The sequence below is a fragment of the Mucilaginibacter lappiensis genome, assembly GCF_900155965.1.
In the GTDB taxonomy this organism is placed as follows: domain Bacteria; phylum Bacteroidota; class Bacteroidia; order Sphingobacteriales; family Sphingobacteriaceae; genus Mucilaginibacter; species Mucilaginibacter lappiensis.
Genome location: NZ_FTMG01000004.1, coordinates 84837 through 107282, shown reverse-complemented (window position 1 = coordinate 107282; position 22446 = coordinate 84837). Strand labels below are relative to the sequence as shown.

General features: G+C 40.7%; 16 protein-coding genes. 13 read left to right on the top strand and 3 right to left on the bottom strand.

Features of this window, described 5'->3' with window-relative positions; genetic code table 11:
- The 10 genes from BW976_RS10040 to BW976_RS09995 all read left to right on the top strand — a co-directional run bounded on the left by BW976_RS10040 (position 1) and on the right by BW976_RS09995 (position 13812).
- Positions 1–3402 (top strand): hypothetical protein, encoded by a 3402-nt coding sequence (locus BW976_RS10040; protein ID WP_076373013.1) that lies wholly within the window; start codon positions 1–3, stop codon positions 3400–3402.
- 24 nt (positions 3403–3426) lie between these two features.
- Complete coding sequence (locus BW976_RS10035; protein ID WP_076373011.1) at positions 3427–5271, top strand: contractile injection system tape measure protein; 1845 nt, start codon at positions 3427–3429, stop codon at positions 5269–5271.
- Between the two features lie 9 nt (positions 5272–5280).
- On the top strand, positions 5281–6723 hold the full coding sequence (locus BW976_RS10030) for an eCIS core domain-containing protein (RefSeq protein ID WP_076373009.1): 1443 nt from the start codon (positions 5281–5283) through the stop codon (positions 6721–6723).
- A gap of 10 nt (positions 6724–6733) precedes the next feature.
- On the top strand, positions 6734–7789 hold the full coding sequence (locus BW976_RS10025; RefSeq protein WP_217696234.1) for an eCIS core domain-containing protein: 1056 nt from the start codon (positions 6734–6736) through the stop codon (positions 7787–7789).
- Positions 7790–7883: 94 nt separating this feature from the next.
- Positions 7884–8834 carry a hypothetical protein gene (locus BW976_RS10020; RefSeq protein WP_139332269.1) on the top strand — a complete coding sequence of 317 codons (951 nt, stop codon included), beginning with the start codon at positions 7884–7886 and terminating at the stop codon, positions 8832–8834.
- 4 nt (positions 8835–8838) lie between these two features.
- A complete protein-coding gene (locus BW976_RS10015; protein WP_076373364.1) occupies positions 8839–10155 on the top strand; it encodes an ATP-binding protein in 1317 nt (438 codons plus the stop codon).
- A gap of 27 nt (positions 10156–10182) precedes the next feature.
- Complete coding sequence (locus tag BW976_RS10010) at positions 10183–10995, top strand: SH3 domain-containing protein (RefSeq protein ID WP_076373003.1); 813 nt, start codon at positions 10183–10185, stop codon at positions 10993–10995.
- A 29-nt stretch (positions 10996–11024) separates the two neighbouring features.
- On the top strand, positions 11025–12191 hold the full coding sequence (locus BW976_RS10005) for a hypothetical protein (protein ID WP_076373002.1): 1167 nt from the start codon (positions 11025–11027) through the stop codon (positions 12189–12191).
- Positions 12192–12347: 156 nt separating this feature from the next.
- The gene (locus tag BW976_RS10000; protein WP_076373000.1) at positions 12348–13310 is read left to right on the top strand and encodes a heme-binding domain-containing protein; all 963 of its coding nucleotides are present in this window, start codon (positions 12348–12350) and stop codon (positions 13308–13310) included.
- A 19-nt stretch (positions 13311–13329) separates the two neighbouring features.
- Positions 13330–13812, top strand: coding sequence for a hypothetical protein (locus BW976_RS09995; RefSeq protein WP_076372998.1), 483 nt, complete (start codon positions 13330–13332; stop codon positions 13810–13812).
- Between the two features lie 41 nt (positions 13813–13853).
- Here the strand turns inward: BW976_RS09995 and BW976_RS09990 are convergent, their stop codons facing one another.
- Together BW976_RS09990 and BW976_RS09985 are read right to left on the bottom strand one after the other, a co-directional pair.
- A complete protein-coding gene (locus BW976_RS09990; protein ID WP_076372996.1) occupies positions 13854–14831 on the bottom strand; it encodes a GlxA family transcriptional regulator in 978 nt (325 codons plus the stop codon).
- Positions 14832–15085: 254 nt separating this feature from the next.
- Entirely contained in the window at positions 15086–16486 is a 1401-nt protein-coding gene (locus tag BW976_RS09985) for a pyridoxal phosphate-dependent decarboxylase family protein (protein ID WP_076372994.1), read from the bottom strand.
- Positions 16487–17083: 597 nt separating this feature from the next.
- Here BW976_RS09985 and BW976_RS09980 point away from each other — a divergent pair.
- The 3 genes from BW976_RS09980 to BW976_RS09970 all read left to right on the top strand — a co-directional run bounded on the left by BW976_RS09980 (position 17084) and on the right by BW976_RS09970 (position 20573).
- Complete coding sequence (locus BW976_RS09980; protein ID WP_076373363.1) at positions 17084–17617, top strand: OmpA family protein; 534 nt, start codon at positions 17084–17086, stop codon at positions 17615–17617.
- A 191-nt stretch (positions 17618–17808) separates the two neighbouring features.
- Positions 17809–19521, top strand: coding sequence for an ATP-binding cassette domain-containing protein (locus BW976_RS09975; protein ID WP_076372992.1), 1713 nt, complete (start codon positions 17809–17811; stop codon positions 19519–19521).
- Positions 19518–20573, top strand: a complete 1056-nt coding sequence (locus BW976_RS09970) for a glycosyltransferase family 1 protein (protein WP_076372990.1) — start codon at positions 19518–19520, stop codon at positions 20571–20573. Before BW976_RS09975 ends, BW976_RS09970 begins: the two co-directional genes overlap by 4 nt.
- Before the next feature lie 616 nt (positions 20574–21189).
- Here the strand turns inward: BW976_RS09970 and BW976_RS09965 are convergent.
- Positions 21190–22338, bottom strand: coding sequence for a glycosyltransferase family 4 protein (locus BW976_RS09965; RefSeq protein ID WP_076372988.1), 1149 nt, complete (start codon positions 22336–22338; stop codon positions 21190–21192).
- Positions 22339–22446: the final 108 nt, after the last annotated feature.

The following is a 22446-nucleotide window of genomic DNA, read 5'->3' as shown; positions in this document are numbered from 1 at the left end:
ATGGCAAATCCAATAGAATACATCGTGTTTGAACCAGATCAGGTACTTACTAACGATCACCTCAATGAAACTTTTAACTACCTCGATCAGCAAAATCGCTGGACACGTAACAAACTGATAGGTATTGGTATTGTTTGCGGACTGGATATAGTGCTCAATCCAGGTATCATTCAAATTAACAAAGGTTGCGGAGTCACATCGCAAGGGTATTTGATTACGCAGGATACCAATCAGTATACCTATTATATGCCGTATACAGCTGTTGATGTTCCCGTTGATCTGCCCTTTGTTTATAATAATGGCGATCTTCCATTTTACAAACCTTTTTGCACCAATAAAAATATTTGGTTATTACTTACTGATGATCAGTTCAATGCGCTGGAAACAGCACAAAAGGTAAATGCGCAAACACTTTCATCTGCAGCGGCCAACTTTTTAAGCGACTACGTAGTTGCCTTGTTTTTAGAAATACGGGAAACCGACCTGAAGAATTGCGACACACAAGATTGCAATAACAAAGGTGAAAAAATGGTTTTACAGGTAAGGCCCTTACTTGTTGCAAAAAATGACCTGTATAATAATAATGCTAATACAATCAGCGGTGTTGATAGGATACGCACCGTAACTAAAATATCCTCAGGGCTAAATATTCCGTTTAAACCCTTTCAATTGAGTTTAGGCTCTCCAATACAGCTTAAAAGGTTTAATGTACCCTACACTGATCTGGAAACTGCCGATGATATATTGAATGCCTTTGTTAATTTGGTTGATGATGCTACATTAAGTCAGCTAACAGATGCTTATAATTCCTGCTATCAGCAGTACGGGCCGATTTTAAACATTACATCGAACCCCTTTTCTGATATGCTGGCGGTGTTGAAAAATTACCTTGATCTACTCTTAAAACAAAACCCATTATCAATTGAATATTTTTATGATTTTATAGATGATCTGATCAAAGCATATAACGAGTTTTCTGCTAAAGTATCTCATATCATCACCACTGGGTGCCCAGATGAGAATCTATTTCCCTTACATCTTATTTTAGGTGATGCATCTTTGGCAACTAATGATTATGTAAAAGACAGTTATCGTAACTACTTTATTTATTCACCGCTATTCTCAAAAATGGGTATTGAATCAGCCGAAGTACTCCTGCTGTTTAGCCGGATGGTACTGCTGATTAAAGATTTTACCATTCCAGACACAACCCAGTCAGACAAATTTACTATAAAGATCACCCCGAGCCAGTATACGCATTTCCCGCTTTCAGAACGGGCTATCCCATACTATTACACAGTAAATGAAAGCGGCGCCGAATTATATAAATCATGGAACTATGCCAAAACCAATAGTGGGAATGCCACGCTAAATCTGGGTTACAATTCGGGTTTATATAACAATAGCACCGCAGTAACACAACCACTTTTGTATGATATAGAAAAGTATAACTTTTTTAGGGTTGAAGGTCATATAGGTCAAAATTATCAAGATGTTTTATCCAATATCTTAATTCAGCGCTTAACCTATAATTTGCCATTTGATGTAATAGCAATTGCAGATGAGCAGTTTGATTTTTCGAATATGACATTGCCCGATGCTGAAACTCAGGACTTAGAACTTGATTACAAATTAATATTAGCTGAAGCTCAAAATAAGATATTAGATCCATTTGCTTTTGTTGCGGGTTTGCCCTATGTTCTTAAAATCGTTACGGGAACTAATATACCTGGCAGGTTTTCTGTAGAAACAGATAACCCAATTAAAAGATTTTCGGAGTTTAAAACAACCGTTATCCGTGGTACTGAACCGGTAAGCTCATCGAATACCAATTACAACAATTATAGTAAAGGTGATTTTATGCGCATCTATTGTCCACCACAACCTAACACAATAGGTAGCGCTTACCTCGATGCATTAAGCAGCACCGGGGTATTCACTAATCCGATAATCAGTCATCAACCGGGTAGTATAGACGAGCTTTATTTCTATTTTTTTAATTTTATTGATGCTATCGAAGAGTTGATGGTGTATTTACGCAATACCGACTCTATTCTGAACATCGACGTAAGAGGTCAAAATGTTATATTTAATAACTATTACGACTCCATTAATAACGTTATCGCTACCTTAAAAGGCCCCGTGGCAAAAACGCAAGTCCCTAGGGATGCCTCCATGATATCATTAATTGAGAATTATGAATTGGATGTTTTAATTGTAGCGTTTGAAACACTGATTAATATTGATCTTGATGATCGGTTATGGGAATTAACCCACGAAGCTGACAATAGATACTCCCGCTACGCCGATAAACATAAATTTTCAAATTATTATAAAAATAACCCAGGGCTTGAACATAAAGCCGGTGTACCCAAAGGCGGTACATTAGTATTAGTTTATAAAAACTATATCCCCAATTTTAACGCCATCGGCTTAAAAAGCACCAATACCTCAATCTTTAAAGCCAGTGATACAGCGTCGCGGGTTGCAGGCATGGCAGCTGCGCCAACAGAAGGACAAAAGGCCGTTTTATCCTCTAATCTTGACGAAAACACGTTAAATATGGTCAGGAAAATGGTGACCGAAAGTAAAGGGGTATCTGATACTGAAAAAATGAGGTTAATAGATATTTTGGCAGGGAGAGATACCCCGGTACCAGAACCAAACTATAACATCAACAATAAAATTATTATTGCTGATTTCTATGTTCCTTACATTGGTTCGCCAATAGAACGCAGTTCGGCCGAAATGACACCACCGCCACCTCCGGCACCGGTTATTACAATGGGTAATACTTTCTGTGATAATGATACCAATCCTGCGCCTATTACAGTATCCATCCCTGGGGGAACTTTTAATACCGTGCCAGGTCTTGATCCCGTCAAACAAACCTTTATCCCGGCCTTGGCAAAAGCCGGAACATATAGGATAATTTATACCGTAAATAATATAAGTTCCGATCCATTTGTGGTAACTGTACTTCCCGTTCCTGATAGCAGGTTCACGTTTATCAATGATTGGTCTGGCAATAGGGTTAAGGGTGCAGAGGTAACTACGAAAGCTGCTGTTACTAAAGGTATTGTAAGTGCAACATTTACTCCTAACGTCAGGGATAACAGGTTTACCTATGATTGGAAGGTTTCTGCAAATGCCGTCAAAGGCGCTGTGGCTACCGACGGAGTTGTTAGAATATCATACGATACATCAGTGGTGAATGTGCGCGCTTCAACAGTTGAAGTTTCATTAACCATATCAAACGGGAATTGCAATTCATATACAAGCTCAATGGAGTTGGATGTTAGCTCAATAGGCTTCAGCCCCGTACCTTCAGACGGGCCGCCGGCTTCGCTTAAAAAACCCGGGGCTATAGAGAAACTTTTTACCAGGAAAAAGAAAAGTTAAACTAATCAATAAAGTAACATCACAATGGCAACTCATATTGTTCATAAGCAGCAAGTCAATTTAAATCTTCCCAAACGGGAAGAGGCACACGCCTATCAAAATCGTGTGAGTGACTTACTGCGTAATGAACTATCAGCCAGCATGGAAGCTGTTTTTGATGAAATGTTTCCAACTACCGATATAATACGTATCGACTCATTGCATCTTTTTTTAGATAAAATTGAAACGCACAATTTTGAGCAGGAATTTAAAACGCACTTTATTGAAGAGCTCAGAAAAAGTCTATCGTCTAAAAAAAGTAAGCTAAAGGATGAATATAACGAAGAAGTATTAAGCCCTGAGCAATCATTTATAAAAGCTTTCATTTACTTTTTGGAGAATGGTTATTTACCATGGTATAGCACTGTCGAAAATATGGCTAATTGGAGCAACGAAATCTTAAATGCTTTTTCAGAAAATAAAAATCAATATTTCTTTAACTGGCTCCGTGATAATTATGCAGATAAACCGATCATATTGCAAAGACTTGTTTTGCAATTTGATAATGCCTTTTTGGAGAAAGTATTATCAATCGTTGCTCCTTTACCAGATGAATCCTGGGGAGATATTTATAACGACCTGGAAACTTTGACCAGTAATTTCATAAAGAAAAGGTCACCAGTTCGTGATAAAGTATGGCAGCACATTTTCCAGTTAGTTTTAAACGATTCTTTTTTAGAAAATCACCTTATCTCATCAAATAAAAAAGACAGTGAGTGGTTATTTTATACCTTGAGTTTACTGGCGGGACATTTTAATCTATCAGACCGGGATATAGCCGCATTATCGAAAAACCAAGTAAATAAGCAACTTAAGACAAACATCGTAAAAAAGGCGTTTAAAAAACTCCTTTCGCATTTAGCCACACAAACTGATTTTGGAGAGGATATAGACGAATCTAAGCCTGGAAGTCAAAATGAAGAAGCCTGGCTAAATAATGTTCTTGGTAACAGCGAAGAAATAAGCACAAACAAAGAGAAACACGCAGAAAAAAAACGGCCTGAAAATACAGATCCTATAAGCAGTCAAAAAAACAAGATTAAAACTAAAAATAAAGATGCTTTGGTGAATGGGAATATGTTATTAGAAAATAACGATCCAAAAAAGCCACATGTTAATACAAGTGAAAACAGTGCCGGAAAGCAGGAAACTACCCAAACAGAGCATACCCCCAACACTACTAAAGATGGGGTATTTTTAAATCCTCAAGAAAACGCCGAAGAACGGAGAAGAGGGTCGGACATGGCCGGATCTGATAAAAAGGAAAATACAAATAAAGCGAAGCAATCACCATTTCAAAATAAAACGCTTAAAGGTATTACAGAAACAGAGACTTTATATGTAAAAGGTAGCGGGATTGTAATACTTCATTATTTTTTATCACCATATTTTGCTGATCTGGAATTATTAGCTAATGGAAAATTTAAAAATGACACAGCTCATCAGCGGGCGGTATTATTACTTTATTATCTGACAACAGGGAAAAGTAAAGCAGCTGAATTTAATTTAACACTTTCTAAAATTTTATGCGGCTATCCTATTACGGAAACCCTGTCGGCTGCTATTATCTTAACAAGAAAAGAAAAAACAGAATCAAAAAGGCTACTGGAAGCCATTATAGATTATTGGACGCCGTTAAAAAACACATCGATTAAGGGCTTGCAGAATGCTTTTTTTGAACGGGACGGAAAACTAACAAAAAAAGAAAATGGCTGGCTGCTAACTGTTGAACAAAAAACTATTGATGTATTGTTAGGGAAGCTACCCTGGGGATATTCAACTATAAAGCTGCCATGGATGCAAGAAATACTAAATGTTGACTGGTATTAAAATAAAGTTATGTTAGCAACTAAGCAATTACAACCCGAAAATGCTGTAAAGGCACAAAATAATGCGCCTTTTTTTCTCGGTCATCTGGTACAGCCTAAATTAGAGGTGAACGAGCCTGGTGATCAATATGAGCAGGAAGCAGACGCTATGGCCGATAAGGTTATGCGTATGCCCGCAGGGGAATCCACATTTTTTAAACCAGCTCAGGCAATTGTGCAACGTAAATGCCAGCATTGCGAAGAGGAAGAAAAATTACATCGCAAAGAAAGCTCAGATACTGAGGTACAGGGTGGCCAGGAACTGGACAACTATGTAGGGGGCTTAGGATCTTCAGGTCAAACCCTGCCCGAAAGCAGCCGCCAATTTTTTGAGCCTCGTTTCGGCCGGAATTTTTCAAACGTACGCATTCACACAGACACTGTAGCCGCAAAATCGGCTCAATCTATTAACGCATTAGCTTATACAACGGGTAATAATATTGTATTCAATAGCGGGCAGTTTTCACCCGAAAGTGACGACGGCCGGCAATTAATTGCCCACGAGCTCACACATGTAATTCAGCAAGGCGATAGTAATATTGTTAGAAGAACCCCAAATTGTTCGGCCGCGAGGAGCTGTTGTGCGACTGATCAATGTAATAATCCGGATACTACAGTAACTGGAACCCCGACCGCCAGCACCTGGTGGGCCATGGATGTCAATATCGACATTGAAGAAAGTGACTGGGAAGCTGCTGTTCGTACTCAAAATTTCGGTCATACTTTTATAAGGTTTTATGAAAGCAATGGCACACAATATACTTACGGATTTTATCCAGGCCCAACAATACCAACTGAAAACGCTCCGAGTGTGCCTGGGTGTGTAAATCACCCCGACACCTCTCACGACGCTTGTACCGATCGAACGGAAACTATGTTTTTGACAGCCGCTCAATATGCTGCCGGGCTCTCTTTTGCGCAAAATATGTGTCGTACAGGTCATTATTATGGTTATATAAGAGGAACAGGAAGTTATACCTGTACCACTTTTGCATCCGAAGTAGTTACTGCTGCGGGACATCATTTACCAAGCTCTACAAGCGCACCAACTTCTGTTTTTTATACCTACATACCTGCGATAGACAATCCGAACACCTTGAATGAAAATATGGGAAATGCCAATGAAGGTGTTGGGTCTACTGAAACAGAAATATTATCGCGGGTTGAAATTTTTGGTTCAGCAATGTTAGCGCGTATCTCATGGGAAGAGAAGGTAAGATGGATGAGGGTACTGCTTAATGAAACCTGGATTACCGATCGTGATGTTGCTGCCATGGTCAGAATTTGTTGTGTTGGTACCTCAAGTAGTGATTTATCAAGTATACAAACAAAAGTCACCCCACTGTTAAGTGTGATGAATAGCTCATCGCAACGGACAACCGTAAGTAATGCTTTATCTGGTACATGCCCTTAAAAACAATGAAATGAATCAATATTTAAATAAACCAGCTGATAACCAGGGTAAAAAAACAACCTGTTCAAATCAGATTTTTTTTCAGGCTAAGCTCACCGTAAATCAACCCGGCGACATTTATGAGCAGGAGGCTGATACTATGGCCGATCATGTGATGCGTATGACTATGCCTGATCATAACGGTAATGCTTTTTTTAAACCGGCTACAGATGCTATTCAGCGTAAATGTCAGCATTGCGAAGACGAGGAGAAACTACATCGTAAGGAAAGCTCCGGTGGTGAAGTACAAGGTGGTTATCAACTGGATAATTACGTAGGATCATTAGGTTCATCGGGGCAGGCCATGCCAGAAAGCAGTCGCCAGTTTTTTGAACCTCGTTTCGGGCGCGATTTTTCAACTGTGCGTATCCATACAGGCTCGGAAGCAGAAAGATCGGCTCAATCTATCAATGCACTGGCTTATACTGCGGGCAATAATATCGTTTTCAACGCGGGGCAATATTTACCTGAGAGTAATAGCGGTAAACGGCTAATGGCCCATGAGCTTACCCATGTGGTACAGCAAGGTAAAGGCGCCGAAGTTAAGACCTTTCCCTGGGTACCCGTTGCAGCAGGTGCAGCTGTTCTTGGAGCAGCCTATCTTTACTGGAAATATAATTGTATGAAGCCCTGTGAACCTGCTATGTATACTGCTACTTTTGGTAACTCGGCAAGAACTGGGGGCTTCAGGTTATGGTACTATAATCAAACCCATACCGACGTTCCGAGCAATGTTTGGGACGCCTATGGGCATTGTTTTGCAGGATGTTGCGCCAAGAAAAGGTGTGGCGGTACCGCTGCATATTTAGCCGGACGGAGTAGGGAATATTACAGGGAATATATCGACAGCCAGCCCCACGATAGCTATACCCAGGATGTAAACAACCAGGAATTGGGCAGGGATTTAGCTAACGATGAAAATGTTGACTGCACCACCGCATGTCAAAATGAAGCATTACCGGGAGGACGGCTGGATGTCTCTGCACCAAGGGCAACATTTTGGAACCCAACAAGAGGCGACTTTTAAAGTATAACAAATTATATATATGTTAATTGGGGATGAATGAGATAGGCAACAAGCAGTTTTTAGGAATCAATAAACCCTTAATAACAAATTGGCGATGTTTGAAAGAAAACGATATATCAATATGTTGAGTGAGGATAAATCTGGCAGGATACCTACACCAGGTACTTCTTTCTTTGGCACAAGGCGAAGCCATGGCTTTGAGCTTGACGGTCGGAAGCAGATTAACGCTTTTGTTGGCCCGGTTGAAGCAGAAACCACCCAGGTCACTCATGCTGAAATATTGCCTCAAGATGGAGTTGTTCAACAGGAGGGAGAGAATAAGGATGAAGTGAACCCCACGGAGATCAAAGCTAGTACGGGCCCCAATTGTGATCCGCAAGGTATTACTATCGATCAGTTTTTGAATCAATCAGGTAACACTGATGATTCATTTGGAAAAACCACTTTGAACCGGGATGATGTTACATTTCCGGAGGCTATTTTAAAAAATGGTGAGTTGCAAAAAACCGTTGCCGGTATGCCGGTTAGTTCGTTTTACTTATTGCCGCAAACATTTAAGGATAAAGGAAGTGTTATTATACAGGATGGGGGTAGCAGCGAAGAAAACCATTTTTGCCCAAAGGGTACTTATGATAAGCATTGGCAGATAACACAAAGCGGCTCAAATAAGATCAAGGAGGGGGAACAGGAGCATTGCAGCGACCTTACCCTTGCATTCAACCTAAGTTTGGCTAAATTCAGGGATGCTGTGAATAGCGCAGCCGGAAAAAAATTCTCATCTCAGTCACAGGCTAATAAATATCTGGAAAAACAAATCGGCGTTCACCCCGATCAATGGAATAATTACTTCTGGTGTCTGGCTTCAAAAACCAGGATCAGGGATACACAAAAATGGCACTACCCCAAATCCTTACGAACAAGGGTTGATGAGCATTGCCAAAAAGCCATAACCGTTTTAGGCACCAGTAATTTACCGGATATTGGGCTACACCCCTCTACCGAGATCATAAAAGATTGTGATGCAAAGGCATCAGATAAAAAATAAAAAAATGCAAGCCTTACCTATAGCCAATTCCTTTAAAACCTTGTACCAGGTAATCAATTCCAGGCTACAATCTCATTTTAATAATGCAGCCATTGATTTCCCGTCAGTTAAATTGGATCAGGATGGTTCTTCACTCCATCAATTTATAATTGATCATCAACTGCCACTTGAGGAATACATTATATTGCTAACTGCCTTAGTGCCACATTTAGATACCTCTTTTTTTGAGAACATTATACTGGAATTTTTACCATCAGGAGGTGATTTCCTTGAATTTGGCGGAGTAAAGGGCAGCAATCACCGTGGCTTATTGCCCACCGGCGAAACGGTGCAATTTATTTTAGGTGGCAACGATCTGGAAAAACGTATCACCGTACAACATCTCCTTAGCAACGGCATCCTGGTTAAACATAAATTATTGTCTGTTGAATCTGTTAAAGAAGGTGAACCATTAATGAGTGGCCGGCTCATACTCGACCATGAGTGGGTAAATCGCTTTCTTACAGGCATCGAAACCACACCAAAGTTCGGTCCCGATTTTCCGGCAAAAAACATTACCACAGCGATGTCATGGGACGATCTGGTATTGAACAATTATACCCAGAATCAGCTTAATGAAATCCTGATATGGGTAAAACATAACGAAACACTGATGCAGGATGAGGTGCTGAAACGAAAAATAAAACCAGGTTACAGGGCGCTGTTCCACGGCCCTTCCGGAACAGGTAAAACACTAACAGCATCTTTATTAGGCAAACACTTTAACAAAGATGTATATCGTATTGACTTGTCGCAGGTTGTAAGTAAATACATTGGTGAAACAGAAAAAAATCTGGAAAAAGTATTTCAAAAAGCCGAAAACAAAAACTGGATCTTGTTTTTTGATGAAGCGGACGCATTATTTGGTAAACGTACCAACGTACAAAACTCCCACGACAGATATGCCAACCAGGAAGTGAGCTACTTATTGCAGCGCATTGAAGATTTTCCAGGCTTACTGATATTGGCATCTAATTTAAAAAGTAATATGGACGATGCTTTCTTAAGGCGTTTCCATACCATCATACATTTTTCGGCGCCAAATGCCCAGGAAAGGCTAAAACTATGGGAAAAAGCATTCCCGGCCTCATGTAAACCAGAACCATCCATCCAATTACGGGATATTGCTGATAAATATGAACTAAACGGAGCGGCAATACTCAATATTATACATTATGCCGCACTGCAATCTATTTCCAGAGATGATCAATATATTCGTAATGCCGATTTGATAGAGGCAATAAGAAAAGAATATCGCAAAGAAGAACGTACCATGAGTTAATTAAAATAAATAACTGGAGGAAAAAACATGGCTTTAGCACAATTTCATATTTACACACCACAGGACTTTCAGCAATATCTGGTCAATACCGTTTTTTCCAGAAGTATCAAAATGATACAGAACCACCATACCTGGGAACCCAATTATAGCTCATTAAGCGCCAATCAGGGAGAAATGTATTGGCTCGAGTCGATGAGAGATTATCATATCCATAATAATGGATGGAGTGACATTGCACAAAATCTAACTACTTTTCCTTCCGGCAATATTGGCTTATGCAGGCCAATAAATATTACGCCCGCAGGCATTTTTGGAGCAAATTCTGGTGCTATTTGTATTGAAAACTTAGGTAACTTTGATGCAGGACATGACCAAATGACACTACCACATAAGGATAACATTGTATTTTTAAATGCTGTGCTTTGTATAAAGTTTAATCTGAAACCGGTGAAAGAACAAGTGGTTTACCACCATTGGTTTGATCGCACAGGTAAAAGATTTCCGGAAAGTGTGGTTAATAACAACCAGGTAGGCAACCAGCAGAAAACCTGTCCGGGTACCGCTTTTTTTGGTACCAATACCATTACATCGGCGGAAGCTAATTTCTTCCCCCTGATTGATAATAAAATAAAGCAGCTCAATGAAACCCCTGCACCTCCAATCACATCCCGGATTGTAAATGCGAGTGTACTGAACGTACGTTCGGGACCGGGCACATCATTTCCGGTTCTGCGAACTCTAACACAAGGTACAGAGGTATCTGTTTATACCACAACCAATCAATGGAGCAAAATAAGTAACACGGCAGACGAGTGGGTATTCAGCAGCTACTTATCCTAAACATTTTTAACCATAAACATAAAAAGATCATGTTGTCACTTTTTAAAGCAAAAACCTGGAGCGGTGCCGGCTGGTTACTGACTCTTTGCGTATTACTTGTTTTTATAGCGATGATTTATACAGCGCTTCATCTTTGCTATAAAGGCACAGATCATAAAAAACTGGATAATATGCAGCTGTTAAATATTGATAACGTGATTGCTGTATATCCAGATCCTGATTCGGCACAATTAGCTTCAAAAGATCCCGCGGTTAAGAAAGTGGTATTAGCAAAACGCGAAGAACGAGATCATGCCCTGTTTAACTTTTTAAGAAATGAATACGATGGGCGCATCGATGAATATCGCCTGAAACGCATGGATGGCTTATTGATTAACCTGAACAATAAAGACACCAAAGCATATCTTACCGATACGGAGATCATCGTTAATGATTTTTTCTGGTTTGTTGGAACAGGAACTTATGCCGAGGTTTTGTTTTGGGCTCTTATAGGCGTTTTAGTGAGTTTGATTTATTATGTAAGTATTGCTAACGGTCAGTCATTAAAAGTGGCTGGGGACGCGGATACGGGGCCATTTGACCCTGCTGAAATATCCGGACAAGTATCAAAAATGTTTTATGCTCCCGTGTGTGCCCTTATTTTAGTACTTGGGTATAATTTACTGGCTGGCAGTAATACCAAAATGACAGATATCAGTGTAGGTAAGGGGCTCTTATTATTCTCCTTTATTTCAGGATTCTTTTCAGGTCGTGTTATGAAATTTATTGACAGGTTAAAAGATCTGGTATTACCCTTAGGCTCAACCGACAGCACTACAACTGATGATAGCGCTACAACCAATGATATTGATAAAACAGATGAAAAAACAGCAAACATAACCATAAGCCTGCAATTAGCCCAGGCCATGCTATCGACGCCGGAAGCTGCTGATATTATTGACGAAGGATTTAATACAGCAGTTGTTACTCTAAAACCGCTAACCGGAGATATCATTACCCTGGGAAAACCTGCCGATGATCAAAGTTCGGAATTTACGGCTACACAGGTACCCTGGGGTAAATATACCTTGCATGCAGCCATGGCTTTTAAAAATAATGATACTATTATTAACCTCGAGGCCGATAAGGATATTGAAATAAGTGATGCCGATAAAACCTTCCAATTGGATTTGGATAAAGCAGCAGAGGCCGGTTAAAAACAACTATCCATACCTTTTTGAGATCGGGTAAGTGAGCCTCAGTCTAATTCAGCTATTCTAATGTCTGGTTCACCCTTACGTTTGTCTACTTCAGGCTTGATTATGTGTATAAATGCTTATTATTAAGCAACTTTACGGTATAATCATTGAACTATGAATGCCCAGCCTTCCAAATTATTCAAAAGAAAACCCATCATCATAGCAGCCATTTTATTGATCGGCTTTTTATCCATTCAATTCATCCGCCCACAAATTACAAATCCACCGGTAAAAGCGGAGATAGAAGCCCCAGCAGAGGTAAAAAGTATACTCACACGCGCTTGTTATGATTGCCACTCGAACCAAACTAACCTTCGCTGGTATGATCAGATATCACCTGTTTACTGGAAAGTAGCCAGCCACGTGAATACGGGCCGTAAGCACTTAAATTTTTCTAACTGGCAAAACCTGGCGCCAGCCGATCAAAAAGCCATACTTTGGGAAGCCGTAAACCAGATAGCCGCTGGTGCTATGCCTATAAAAGATTATGAACTGGTTCATCCATCGGCTGCTGTTTCTAAAAGCGATCTGGAAGTATTGAAAAAGTACGTTTCTTCCATGTCGCCCAAACAAATTTCGGGAGATACAGCCAAAATAAACGCAGCCGATAAACAATATGTCCATTGGCAAAAAGCTACCGCAGACCAAGCTAAATTACCAAAAGCGTTAAACGGCATTACTTATATCCCTGACTATAAAAACTGGGAAAGCATCAGCAGTACCGAACGCTTTGATAATGGTACCATGCGGATAATATTTGGTAATCCGACGGCTATTAAGGCCATCCGAGAGCATCATATTAACCCTTGGCCCAACGGAACAACATTTGCCAAAGTAGCCTGGGACCAAATAACCGATAAAGGTGGCAATGTACATACCGGTGCGTTTAAACAGGTAGAATATATGATCAAAGACGATAAAAAGTACGCGGCTACCGCAGGGTGGGGCTGGGCCCGCTTTAAAACTGATAAGCTTGTACCCTATGGTAAAACAGCCATGTTCACTACAGAATGTGTTAGCTGTCATAAACCATTAAGTAATACAGATTTTGTTTTTACCTCACCGATTGAACATTAATTAAATCAGGACTCCCATCATGAAAATTACCTATATATTATTCGCAGCGTCCGTTTTTGTATTATCGGCCTGTAATAACCGCAAACCAAGCGAAGAGCTTTTGAATAAGAAAGCTGCTATACCCGCTTCATTCAACTTTAGCAAAGCCGGTTTAAAAGTGATCACTTCATCCATCAACAAAAAAGAGCAAACCATGTCTACACTTTATGGGAATGACCTAGCCTTAAAAACTGCCATTTCAGGTACAACAAGCTATCCTCCGGGAGAAAACCTCACACTGGTTACCTGGAGTCAGCAAGATGATGACCGTTGGTTTGGCGCTAAGATTCCGGGTGATCTGTTATCTGTTGAGGTAGTTAAAATAATCAGTTCAAATACCGGGAGTATAACTACTATTTATCAACGATTTACGGGCAAAAAATTAATAAAAGATATCGACACAGCACATCAACAGGAACGTATTAATTATATCTTTTCTCAGAAGCCTTCAGTAATGCCCTGATGCTTTCTAGAATAGCTTCAAGGTATATTAAAGACCTGTAATTACGTGGCGTATTCCCGTTGATATTTATTTCGGTAATCAATAGGCGAGAGGCCCGTAATGCGCTTAAATGTGGTACGGAAAGCCTTGGTATCGGTATAGCCTACGTTATACATCACTTCATTCACGTTTTCGCGTGAAGTTTCCAGGCTTACTTTAGCTGCCTCGATTTTCACACGCTGTATATATTCGGCTACAGTGTTGGCTGTTGCTTTTTTAAACCGACGTTCCAGGTTTCTGCGGCCCAGGGCAAACATAGAGGCCAGTTGTTCCACGGTGATTTTTTCCTGGTAGTTCTTCTCAATAAACTCCTGAGCCTTTTTAATCGGATCGTCCGCATGATCTTTTTGTCCCTGGAAAATAATGAATGAGGATTGGCTATTTCGCTCCATTTCAATGGCAAACACCTTAGCACTTAAAATAGCGATATCCCGGCCAGCATACTTTTCAATCAGGTATAAGATCAGGTTCAGATAAGAGAAAGCCCCGCCGCTGGAATAAATACCCTGCTCATCCGTAATAATCTTTTCTGTAACCAGGTTAACATCCGGGAACATCTTCCTGAATTCATTAGCAAACATCCAGTGCGTAGCGCATTTTTTGCCAGCCAATAAACCGGTTGAAGCCAGCAAAAAAGCTCCCATGCATAAACTGGCGATCTCCGCGCCATTATTATATTGCTGGATTAACCAGGGTAAAAACTCTTTATTATTTTCAACTTCTTCGCTGATATTGCCATCAATAGCCGGAATAATGATCAGATCGGTCTTTTGTACCTCCCCAATCAACTTATTGGCATTAACGGTAAATAAGCCGCCGCTAACAGGGGTTTCCATGGTGAGTCCAACCAATTCAACCTTAAAAATAGGGTCTTTTCCGGCCGCCATAAAAAATTGGTTCACTTGTGTAAGCAACTGACGCGACCCTTCCAGGCTTCCGAGTATGGCCCGTTTAGGAACCAGTATCGATATATGTTTCATACAGTAAACAGGTTTATAATGCAATTTTTACTTCCCCAATTGACGTATATTCAACTCATGGATTATTGCAATATAACGTTAATTTTTTTCAGATGTAATAAGCAAAAATCACCTATCTGCTTATAAACATCAGCGAACAAATAGGCACTAATCCATTAACTAAAGCTCATAATAACCTAATTACCTGCTACTTTTAAAAGTAAAATAAACAAATAATTTAACTTAAACATTTTTAATTAGGTGATATTCCCCGATCAGGAAGCCTTGATCAATTCATCAATAGCTATTAAAATATCCTCATCTGTGGTTCGCCAGTTTACAAAGGCGGCCCGTAAACAGGGTATCCCTTTGTAGGATGTTGGTGAGATGAACAACTTACCAGATGATTTCAATTTCTCCAATACAAGCGCCAATTTGCCACTCCTTTTTTTTTCATCCGCAATGCTAAAACAAACTACATTTAACCTTACTGGTGCGGTTAGTTTAAATATCGTTTTCTCCTCCAGCAGTTGCGCAAACTGATTAGCCAGGACAATATTATTTTCCACTATCCATCCAAATCCGTTACGCCCATAGGCTTGCAGTGCGAACCATGCTGGCAACGCTCTTAAACGCCTGGAGTTTTCGGGGCCGAAATTCAGGAAACTAAAATCAGTAGCCGGATCGCCCAGGTAGGGGGCATTACTGTTCTGAAATGTTTGCAGCTGCAATGCCGAGTGTTTTTCATTGACAAGATATATAGCACTGTCATAGGGTACGTTAAGCCATTTATGACAGTCGACGGTTATGCTATCAGCAAATTGCCAGCCGTTTAGTAAATGACTGTACTTTTCGGAACAGGCAGCGAAAGCACCAAAGGCCGCATCGATATGCCAGTAAAAAGTATGCCGTTTTTGTAAATCGGATATAGCTTGCATGTCGTCAAAATCAACGGTGTTAACAGTTCCCGCACTGCTGATCACAATTACCGGGAAATCTTTATTCTCCAACAATTTAACTTCCAGATCGGCCGTATCCATAGCTTCCCGGTTACCGTCGGCAGTCTTTATAGCAATAATGTTGCTGCTGCCCAAACCCAGCATAGCCAATGATTTAATAGCTGATGAATGCGGGGTGGCCGTTAATATCCTAATCTCTGTTTTAATGCCCTCGCGCGCAATATCAACACCTTTTTGTTTACCAGCCCATTGACGGGCGATAGCCAGGCTGGTAAAGTTTGACATGGTAGCGCCTGTTACAAAGCCACCTTTAAAGTAGGATGGCAAACCAAACAATTGAATAAGCCAGTTAATGGTTTGCAGTTCAATATTAGCAGATACATCACCCGCGCCTTTGAGGCCTTGTGGGTTCTGATCAAATACAGCGCTTAGCCAGTCGCCCGCAATAGCGGCAGGAGTGGTGCCACCTGTTACAAATCCCCAGTACCGCGGACCAGATGATGCCAATATCTTGTCCTGATGCTGCTCATAAAAAGCTTTTATGGTATCCTCCAACCCAATGCCATTCTCGGGTAGATTGATGGGGATTGTTCCCTGAACGTTATTGATGCTTACGGGTTTATCATTTATATCATTAAGATAGGCGGCTGCTTTATCTTTAGTTAGGGATAATAGATAATCCAGGTTATCCAGATCGTTTTGTAATGTGTTGTGCATTGGTTTATAAATTCGATATCGCAAATAAATACATATTAAAATGTGATACCTACCGGGTATCAAAATTTGACACAGGCTGTACAAAAACTTTTTAAACCTTAAATTTTAACACTTTTCTGGTCAAAAACGAGGTAAAAACGGCTCAAAATCGATCTAAAAACCTTCATTTTAACACTTTTTAACAAATTTCAACACGGTTTTGATGCATTTTGAAAACTTTAAAAAGTATTAATTTACTGATATTGAACACATTAAATACCAAACAATTGGTTTCGGGGCTGTATTTCCTCTTAACCAAACAGCCCGGTTTTCCTTTTGATCAGAAAAACCGGGCCGGTATATATACAAATATACGCAATATAGGGCAGAATACTTAAGCGCTGCCAAGATCATTACAACAGTCCCGATAATCTATTTCACATCACCTAATTGAACTTTCTGAATACTTATGCCGCAAAATTCCCGTTCAATCAAAGCTCGGCTGTAATAGAGTTTACTGCAGTGCCCTGATATTCGCTTTATTTAGCCATGGATTATACTCAATTGAGGTTGAAATCACGAATATTTTTTATGTTTACAAAAAAACAAAACTTAGCTATGAAAGCTTTAAAAACACCCTTTTTTACTTTAATTTTTGCGTTAGCCGCTATCACCGTAATTTCGTGTAAATCAAAAAAACTGGTTCAAAAACCCGTACCGGTTGAAAACGAACAAACTTACGCGCCAAAGCCGCAACCGGCTCCGGCTCCAAAACCTGCACCAAAAGAAACTCCACCACCGCCACCGGCCAAACCAAACTATAACTTTAACAATATCCAGTTTGAGTTTAACTCTGCTGTGCTAAGAACATCATCTTACCAAACGCTTGATCTGGCTGCAGCCGAGATGAAGAAAGATCAAACCGTAAAATTTGTATTGAACGGCAACGCTTCATCAGAAGGTACGCCTGAACACAATATGGAACTATCTGTTGAAAGAGCCAATTCGGTAAAATTATACCTGGTAAACAGCGGTATCAACGGCGACAACCTCACTGTAAAAGGTTATGGCGAAAGCAAACCAATTGCAGATAACAGCACAGAAGACGGCAGGGTTTTAAACCGCCGCGTAGAGATCAAGCTTAACAACTAAGCTTTTTCAAACCCATACCAAAAGCCCGGTAATTTAAATTACCGGGCTTTTATGCTTTACAGGGGCAACCATTAAGCTTTTTGGCCCGTAATGAATAGAGTCATGAGGCTAGAGTCAAGAATCAAGACAGAAAAAAACAGCCATGTCGCTTTCTTGATTCTTGACTCTCGATTCTTGACTCTTATACCGGCATGGAGCATATTATAAAAGGCATTTTAACGCTGCTGAATAGGCAGGAGAAAAAGCAATTGGGCAAACTCATCCTGCTCGATCTGTTGATCAGCGCGCTTGATATCGCTTTCCTGGGGATGCTGGTACTGGTGATCGGTATTTACACTTCAACCAAAGCTATCAATACGAGTCTTGCTTTTTTACATTCAAACTGGCTCAATAAAAGCTCTCTGCTGCTTATCAGCATATTCCTGGTTCTTTTTAGCGTTAAAAACTGGATAGGCTATCTCATCATGCGCTTTCAGCACCATTTTTTTTATGGGGTAGCTTCGCGTTTATCCAAAAAGAACATTATCAATTACCTGAAAAGTGATTATCTGAATTTTGTAAATGTCGATTCATCTATCCATATCCGGCAGATTAGTCAGCAACCTATTGAGTTTAGTCATTACATACTCACCAACGTTCAGCAGGTTATTTCGCAGATTATCCTTATTCTGTTTTCGATTTGCGCTATACTGATCTATCAGCCCGTATTGTTTTTATTGTTGCTGTTACTGTTGTTGCCTCCGGTAATTTTACTGGCTTACTTTATCCGGAAACGGTCGAAACAGATCAGGGTAAATACAAAACAAGCCAGCGAAAAAACCATCCAGCACTTGCAGGAATCATTAGCAGGCTTTGTGGAGAGCAATGTTTATAACAAAAGCAATTTCTTTACCAATCGGTATCATAACTATCAGCAACAGCTCAATGATAACCTGGCCGGGCAGCAAACCTTACAGGCTTTACCATCGCGACTGGTAGAAATATTCGCGGTATTTGGTTTCTTTATACTGGTACTCATCAATAAATATTGGACAGATACACCCGTGATTGATCTTCTGACGATTGGCGTTTTTATGGCGGCCGCCTACAAGATAATCCCCGGTATCATCAAAATACTCAACAGTACAGGGCAAATAAAGACTTACGAATTTACGCTGAATGATCTGCTGAAAGCAGAAACCTCTCCTAAATCCTCTCCAAAGGAGAGGACTTCACATAATGACCTTTTTAGCTCCCTCTCCCTTGCAGAGGGTCGGGGTGAGGCTATCACTTCCATGAAATTCAATGATATCAGTTTCCGGTACAAAGACCATCAGATCCTAAAAAATAGCTATTTTAATATCGACAAGGGCGATCTGGCGGGTATATCGGCCGTGTCTGGCAGGGGCAAAACAACACTCATTAACCTGCTGTTGGGATTTTTGGCGCCGGATGCAGGTAATATCCTGATTAATGACCAGGTAACAGATATTACCACCCGGAAGCGGTATTGGAACAGAATAGCTTATGTAAAGCAGCAGGGCTATTTTATTCATGATACTATCCTCAAAAACATTACGCTGAGTGATGAAGAAAGTGATCACGAAAAACTGGCCGAAGCCATTGCCATATGCGGATTGAATCCATTATTGAACGGCAATGCCGAAGGATTGCACCAGGTGATTAGGGAAAATGGCAAAAACCTAAGCGGCGGACAGCGGCAGCGCATATTACTAGCCCGGGCGCTTTACCATGATTTTGATGTACTGATACTGGATGAACCCTTTGGCGAGATGGACCAACGGGCAGAAGAGGCAATTTTGATACAACTGCAACGGTTGGCCGCTTTGGGCAAAATCATCCTTTTTATCACCCATAATACCGCAAGCCTTGGCTATTGCAACAAACTGATAACGCTGGAATGACCAAACAAAAAACCATAGTGATATTAAGTCCCGGTTTCCCGGCTGATGAAAACGATACTACCTGTATACCGTCTATGCAGATCTTTGTCAAGGGATTAAAGCAAAATAAACCTGATCTGCACATTGTAGTAGTTAGTTTTCAATATCCCTTCAAAGCCGCACGATATAACTGGCACGAGGTTGAGGTGATAGCGCTGGCGGGAAAGGGCAAAGGTCAATTATATCGATTAATGACCTGGCGACGTGTATGGCAAACGCTAAAACAACTACATAGCCGGTATGAATTAATTGGTCTATTAAGCTTTTGGATGGGTGAGGCTGCTTATATGGGGAAACGCTTTGCTAAAAAATATAACCTGCCGCAATATACCTGGCTGCTTGGCCAGGATGCTAAAGCGGGTAACCATTATGTAAAACAGGTAAAACCACAGGCCGGTGAATTAATTGCCATATCTGATTTTCTAGCAAGGGAGTTCAGCATCAATTACCATATCAAGCCTCAACATACTATTCCTACAGGTATTGACACTTCGCTTTTTGGTTCGATGCCCAACATAAGGGAGATTGACATTATTGGGGTAGGCTCGCTTATACCACTCAAGCAGTACAACTTATTTATCCAGGTAGTTAAAAGTTTGACAATTCAGTTTCCGCAAATAAAGGCGGTAATCTGCGGTAAGGGACCAGAAATGGAAGTTCTTCAAAAACAGATTAGCAAGCTAAAACTGGAAGATCATATCGAACTCAAAGGGGAGCTATCGCATCCGGAAGTCCTGGCATTGATGCAGCGCTCCAAAATACTGTTGCATACCTCTGCATACGAGGGCTACAGCACGGTTTTAAGTGAAGGTTTATATGCGGGCTGCCATGTGGTAAGTTTAGTTAAGGGCATGGATTCGCGCCCGCCACAGCACCATGTGCCCGGTAACGTTGAAAATATACCGGCGCTAATTAAAGAACTGCTGCACGACCCTAATTTGCTTCATGAGCCCGTACTGGCCTATCCTGTAGAAACCATTGCCAACAGGGTTGCCGCGTTATTTGGGTGTTAACAAGAATCATTTATTTAACTAAACCGAATGTCATTTCGACGAACATGGGGTGACCGAGGATGGGGTGAGGAGAAATCTTTTTCGCTAAGTATACCTATTATGCAGGTCGTAAAAGATTTCTCCTCGTACCTCGTTCGAAATGACATAATTACTCTACTCGGTGTGTCTCTCAGGAGACCCTAAGAAGACAAAAAAAGTGGGTTTACATGGTTTACACTTTTCATGATTAATATTTATATAAATAATTAATAATCAAATTTTTATATAAAATTACAGAACAATAAGTGAGTTTATATGTAAACCCACTTTTATAGCTACTTCAAGTGTCCTTCGCTTGAACTACCCCATTATTGGCGCAAGTCTTGTGTTATAGCATTGTAGGTTGATGACTTGTGAAATCATCTTGCTCATTAGCACAAGTCATCAACGCAACGGCAACCACACAAGACTTGCGCTAAAAAACGCTGGACCACCCTCTCCGAGACGGAAAGTGAACGAAGCTTTTATTCAACGCGTCATTGCTGTAAGGTACGAAGCAATTTCTATGCTATACAGAGCGACTCTGCCCATCGGGGATTGCTTCGTACCTCGCAATGACGTGTTTTTTTCAGGCAGTTCACGCGTCCTTCGCTTGAATGGGCGCAATGTTAGTAGATTTGGCCATTACTTGCCAGCAGATATTCACCAGATCATCAGCGATATTTTTAAAAGTGAGGTTTTGATGAAAATAAATTAAGGTATCGTCAGAAAGCTTTTTTTTATCCGCGTTATTCACCGTGTAAAGCAATCGGGCCAAAGCATTCGCATCGCCGGAGGGATATAAAAAGCCGCATTGACCACTGCCGGTTATTTTTTGATAGGGGGGAATATCGGTGACCAGCGGAATGCAGCCACAGGCCATAGCTTCCAACAGGGCATAACCGCTGCCTTCTTTATGACTGCCCGAGATGTAGAAATCAGCCGCGCTGTACCAATAAGGTAACTCGTGGTTAGCAACACGGCCCACCAGTACCACCGCGTTTGCCAGCAACTTATTAGAGGCAAACAATGCCATTACCTCATTGATCATATCATCACTTTGATAGATCATGTACAATTTTGCCGATGGTTTTATTTTCAGGTACTGCATAAAGCCCAGCAAAACAGTGATGGGATCTTTATTGGCATTTAATCTGCCTACCCATAAAAGATTGGTTTCGCCAGTCATTTGGGTGCGTGCCTTACTTATTTGCTTGTCCTGCTGTTTAAAATGGGTAGATGCTTCCAGTAGTTCAAATATGGGCGCATCCTGCCGGATGATGTTTTTTCTTTTCCAGATCCCGGCATTACCGGCCGCCGTGAAAATAAAGGCATCAGCAAAGCTACAAGCCAATTTTTGCAGCCAGCCTTTAACCCCGTTGAAAGGTAGTCCACCATGGTGCTGGATCATAATTTTGAAACCTTTACCACAGAATAGCCGCAGGAAAATAACCTGTAGTGGGAAAATAAATCCCTGCACCAATACAATATCAGGCTTCAGCTTTTTGATGTACTGGTGCGTTTTTAAAGTTACAGACCAAAAGCGATTGCTACCTTTAAAAAAATGATAAGGTACACCATCCATAACAACATGCTCTTCAAACGCGGTATGCTTTACAAAGCTAAAATCGATTTTACTGATGAGATAAGGCGCAAAAGCCAGGGCAGGGGAATGATTCTCCGTCACCTGGCTGGCATGAGTATAGTTGATATGCGCATAATAAGTAAGATCAACCAGCTTTATCATCTTTTAGAATATTTGAAACTTTTGAAAGATTCCATGTTCCCCTCTTGAGAGAGTAATAGCCCATCATTAGACATTTGCCTAAAAAGGGTGTCATGCTGAGCACCGTCG

What these genes read in the sequence shown, in the direction of transcription:
- BW976_RS10040 (WP_076373013.1), top strand. Translation starts at nt 1, where the DNA reads ATGGCAAATCCAATAGAATACATCGTGTTTGAACCAGATCAGGTACTT.
- BW976_RS09995 (WP_076372998.1), top strand. Translation starts at nt 13,330, where the DNA reads ATGAAAATTACCTATATATTATTCGCAGCGTCCGTTTTTGTATTATCG.
- BW976_RS10005 (WP_076373002.1), top strand. Translation starts at nt 11,025, where the DNA reads ATGTTGTCACTTTTTAAAGCAAAAACCTGGAGCGGTGCCGGCTGGTTA.
- BW976_RS09985 (WP_076372994.1), bottom strand. Translation starts at nt 16,486, where the DNA reads ATGCACAACACATTACAAAACGATCTGGATAACCTGGATTATCTATTA.
- BW976_RS09990 (WP_076372996.1), bottom strand. Translation starts at nt 14,831, where the DNA reads ATGAAACATATATCGATACTGGTTCCTAAACGGGCCATACTCGGAAGC.
- BW976_RS10010 (WP_076373003.1), top strand. Translation starts at nt 10,183, where the DNA reads ATGGCTTTAGCACAATTTCATATTTACACACCACAGGACTTTCAGCAA.
- BW976_RS10030 (WP_076373009.1), top strand. Translation starts at nt 5,281, where the DNA reads ATGTTAGCAACTAAGCAATTACAACCCGAAAATGCTGTAAAGGCACAA.
- BW976_RS10020 (WP_139332269.1), top strand. Translation starts at nt 7,884, where the DNA reads ATGTTTGAAAGAAAACGATATATCAATATGTTGAGTGAGGATAAATCT.
- BW976_RS10015 (WP_076373364.1), top strand. Translation starts at nt 8,839, where the DNA reads ATGCAAGCCTTACCTATAGCCAATTCCTTTAAAACCTTGTACCAGGTA.
- BW976_RS10000 (WP_076373000.1), top strand. Translation starts at nt 12,348, where the DNA reads ATGAATGCCCAGCCTTCCAAATTATTCAAAAGAAAACCCATCATCATA.
- BW976_RS09975 (WP_076372992.1), top strand. Translation starts at nt 17,809, where the DNA reads ATGGAGCATATTATAAAAGGCATTTTAACGCTGCTGAATAGGCAGGAG.
- BW976_RS09970 (WP_076372990.1), top strand. Translation starts at nt 19,518, where the DNA reads ATGACCAAACAAAAAACCATAGTGATATTAAGTCCCGGTTTCCCGGCT.
- BW976_RS10035 (WP_076373011.1), top strand. Translation starts at nt 3,427, where the DNA reads ATGGCAACTCATATTGTTCATAAGCAGCAAGTCAATTTAAATCTTCCC.
- BW976_RS10025 (WP_217696234.1), top strand. Translation starts at nt 6,734, where the DNA reads ATGAATCAATATTTAAATAAACCAGCTGATAACCAGGGTAAAAAAACA.
- BW976_RS09965 (WP_076372988.1), bottom strand. Translation starts at nt 22,338, where the DNA reads ATGATAAAGCTGGTTGATCTTACTTATTATGCGCATATCAACTATACT.
- BW976_RS09980 (WP_076373363.1), top strand. Translation starts at nt 17,084, where the DNA reads ATGAAAGCTTTAAAAACACCCTTTTTTACTTTAATTTTTGCGTTAGCC.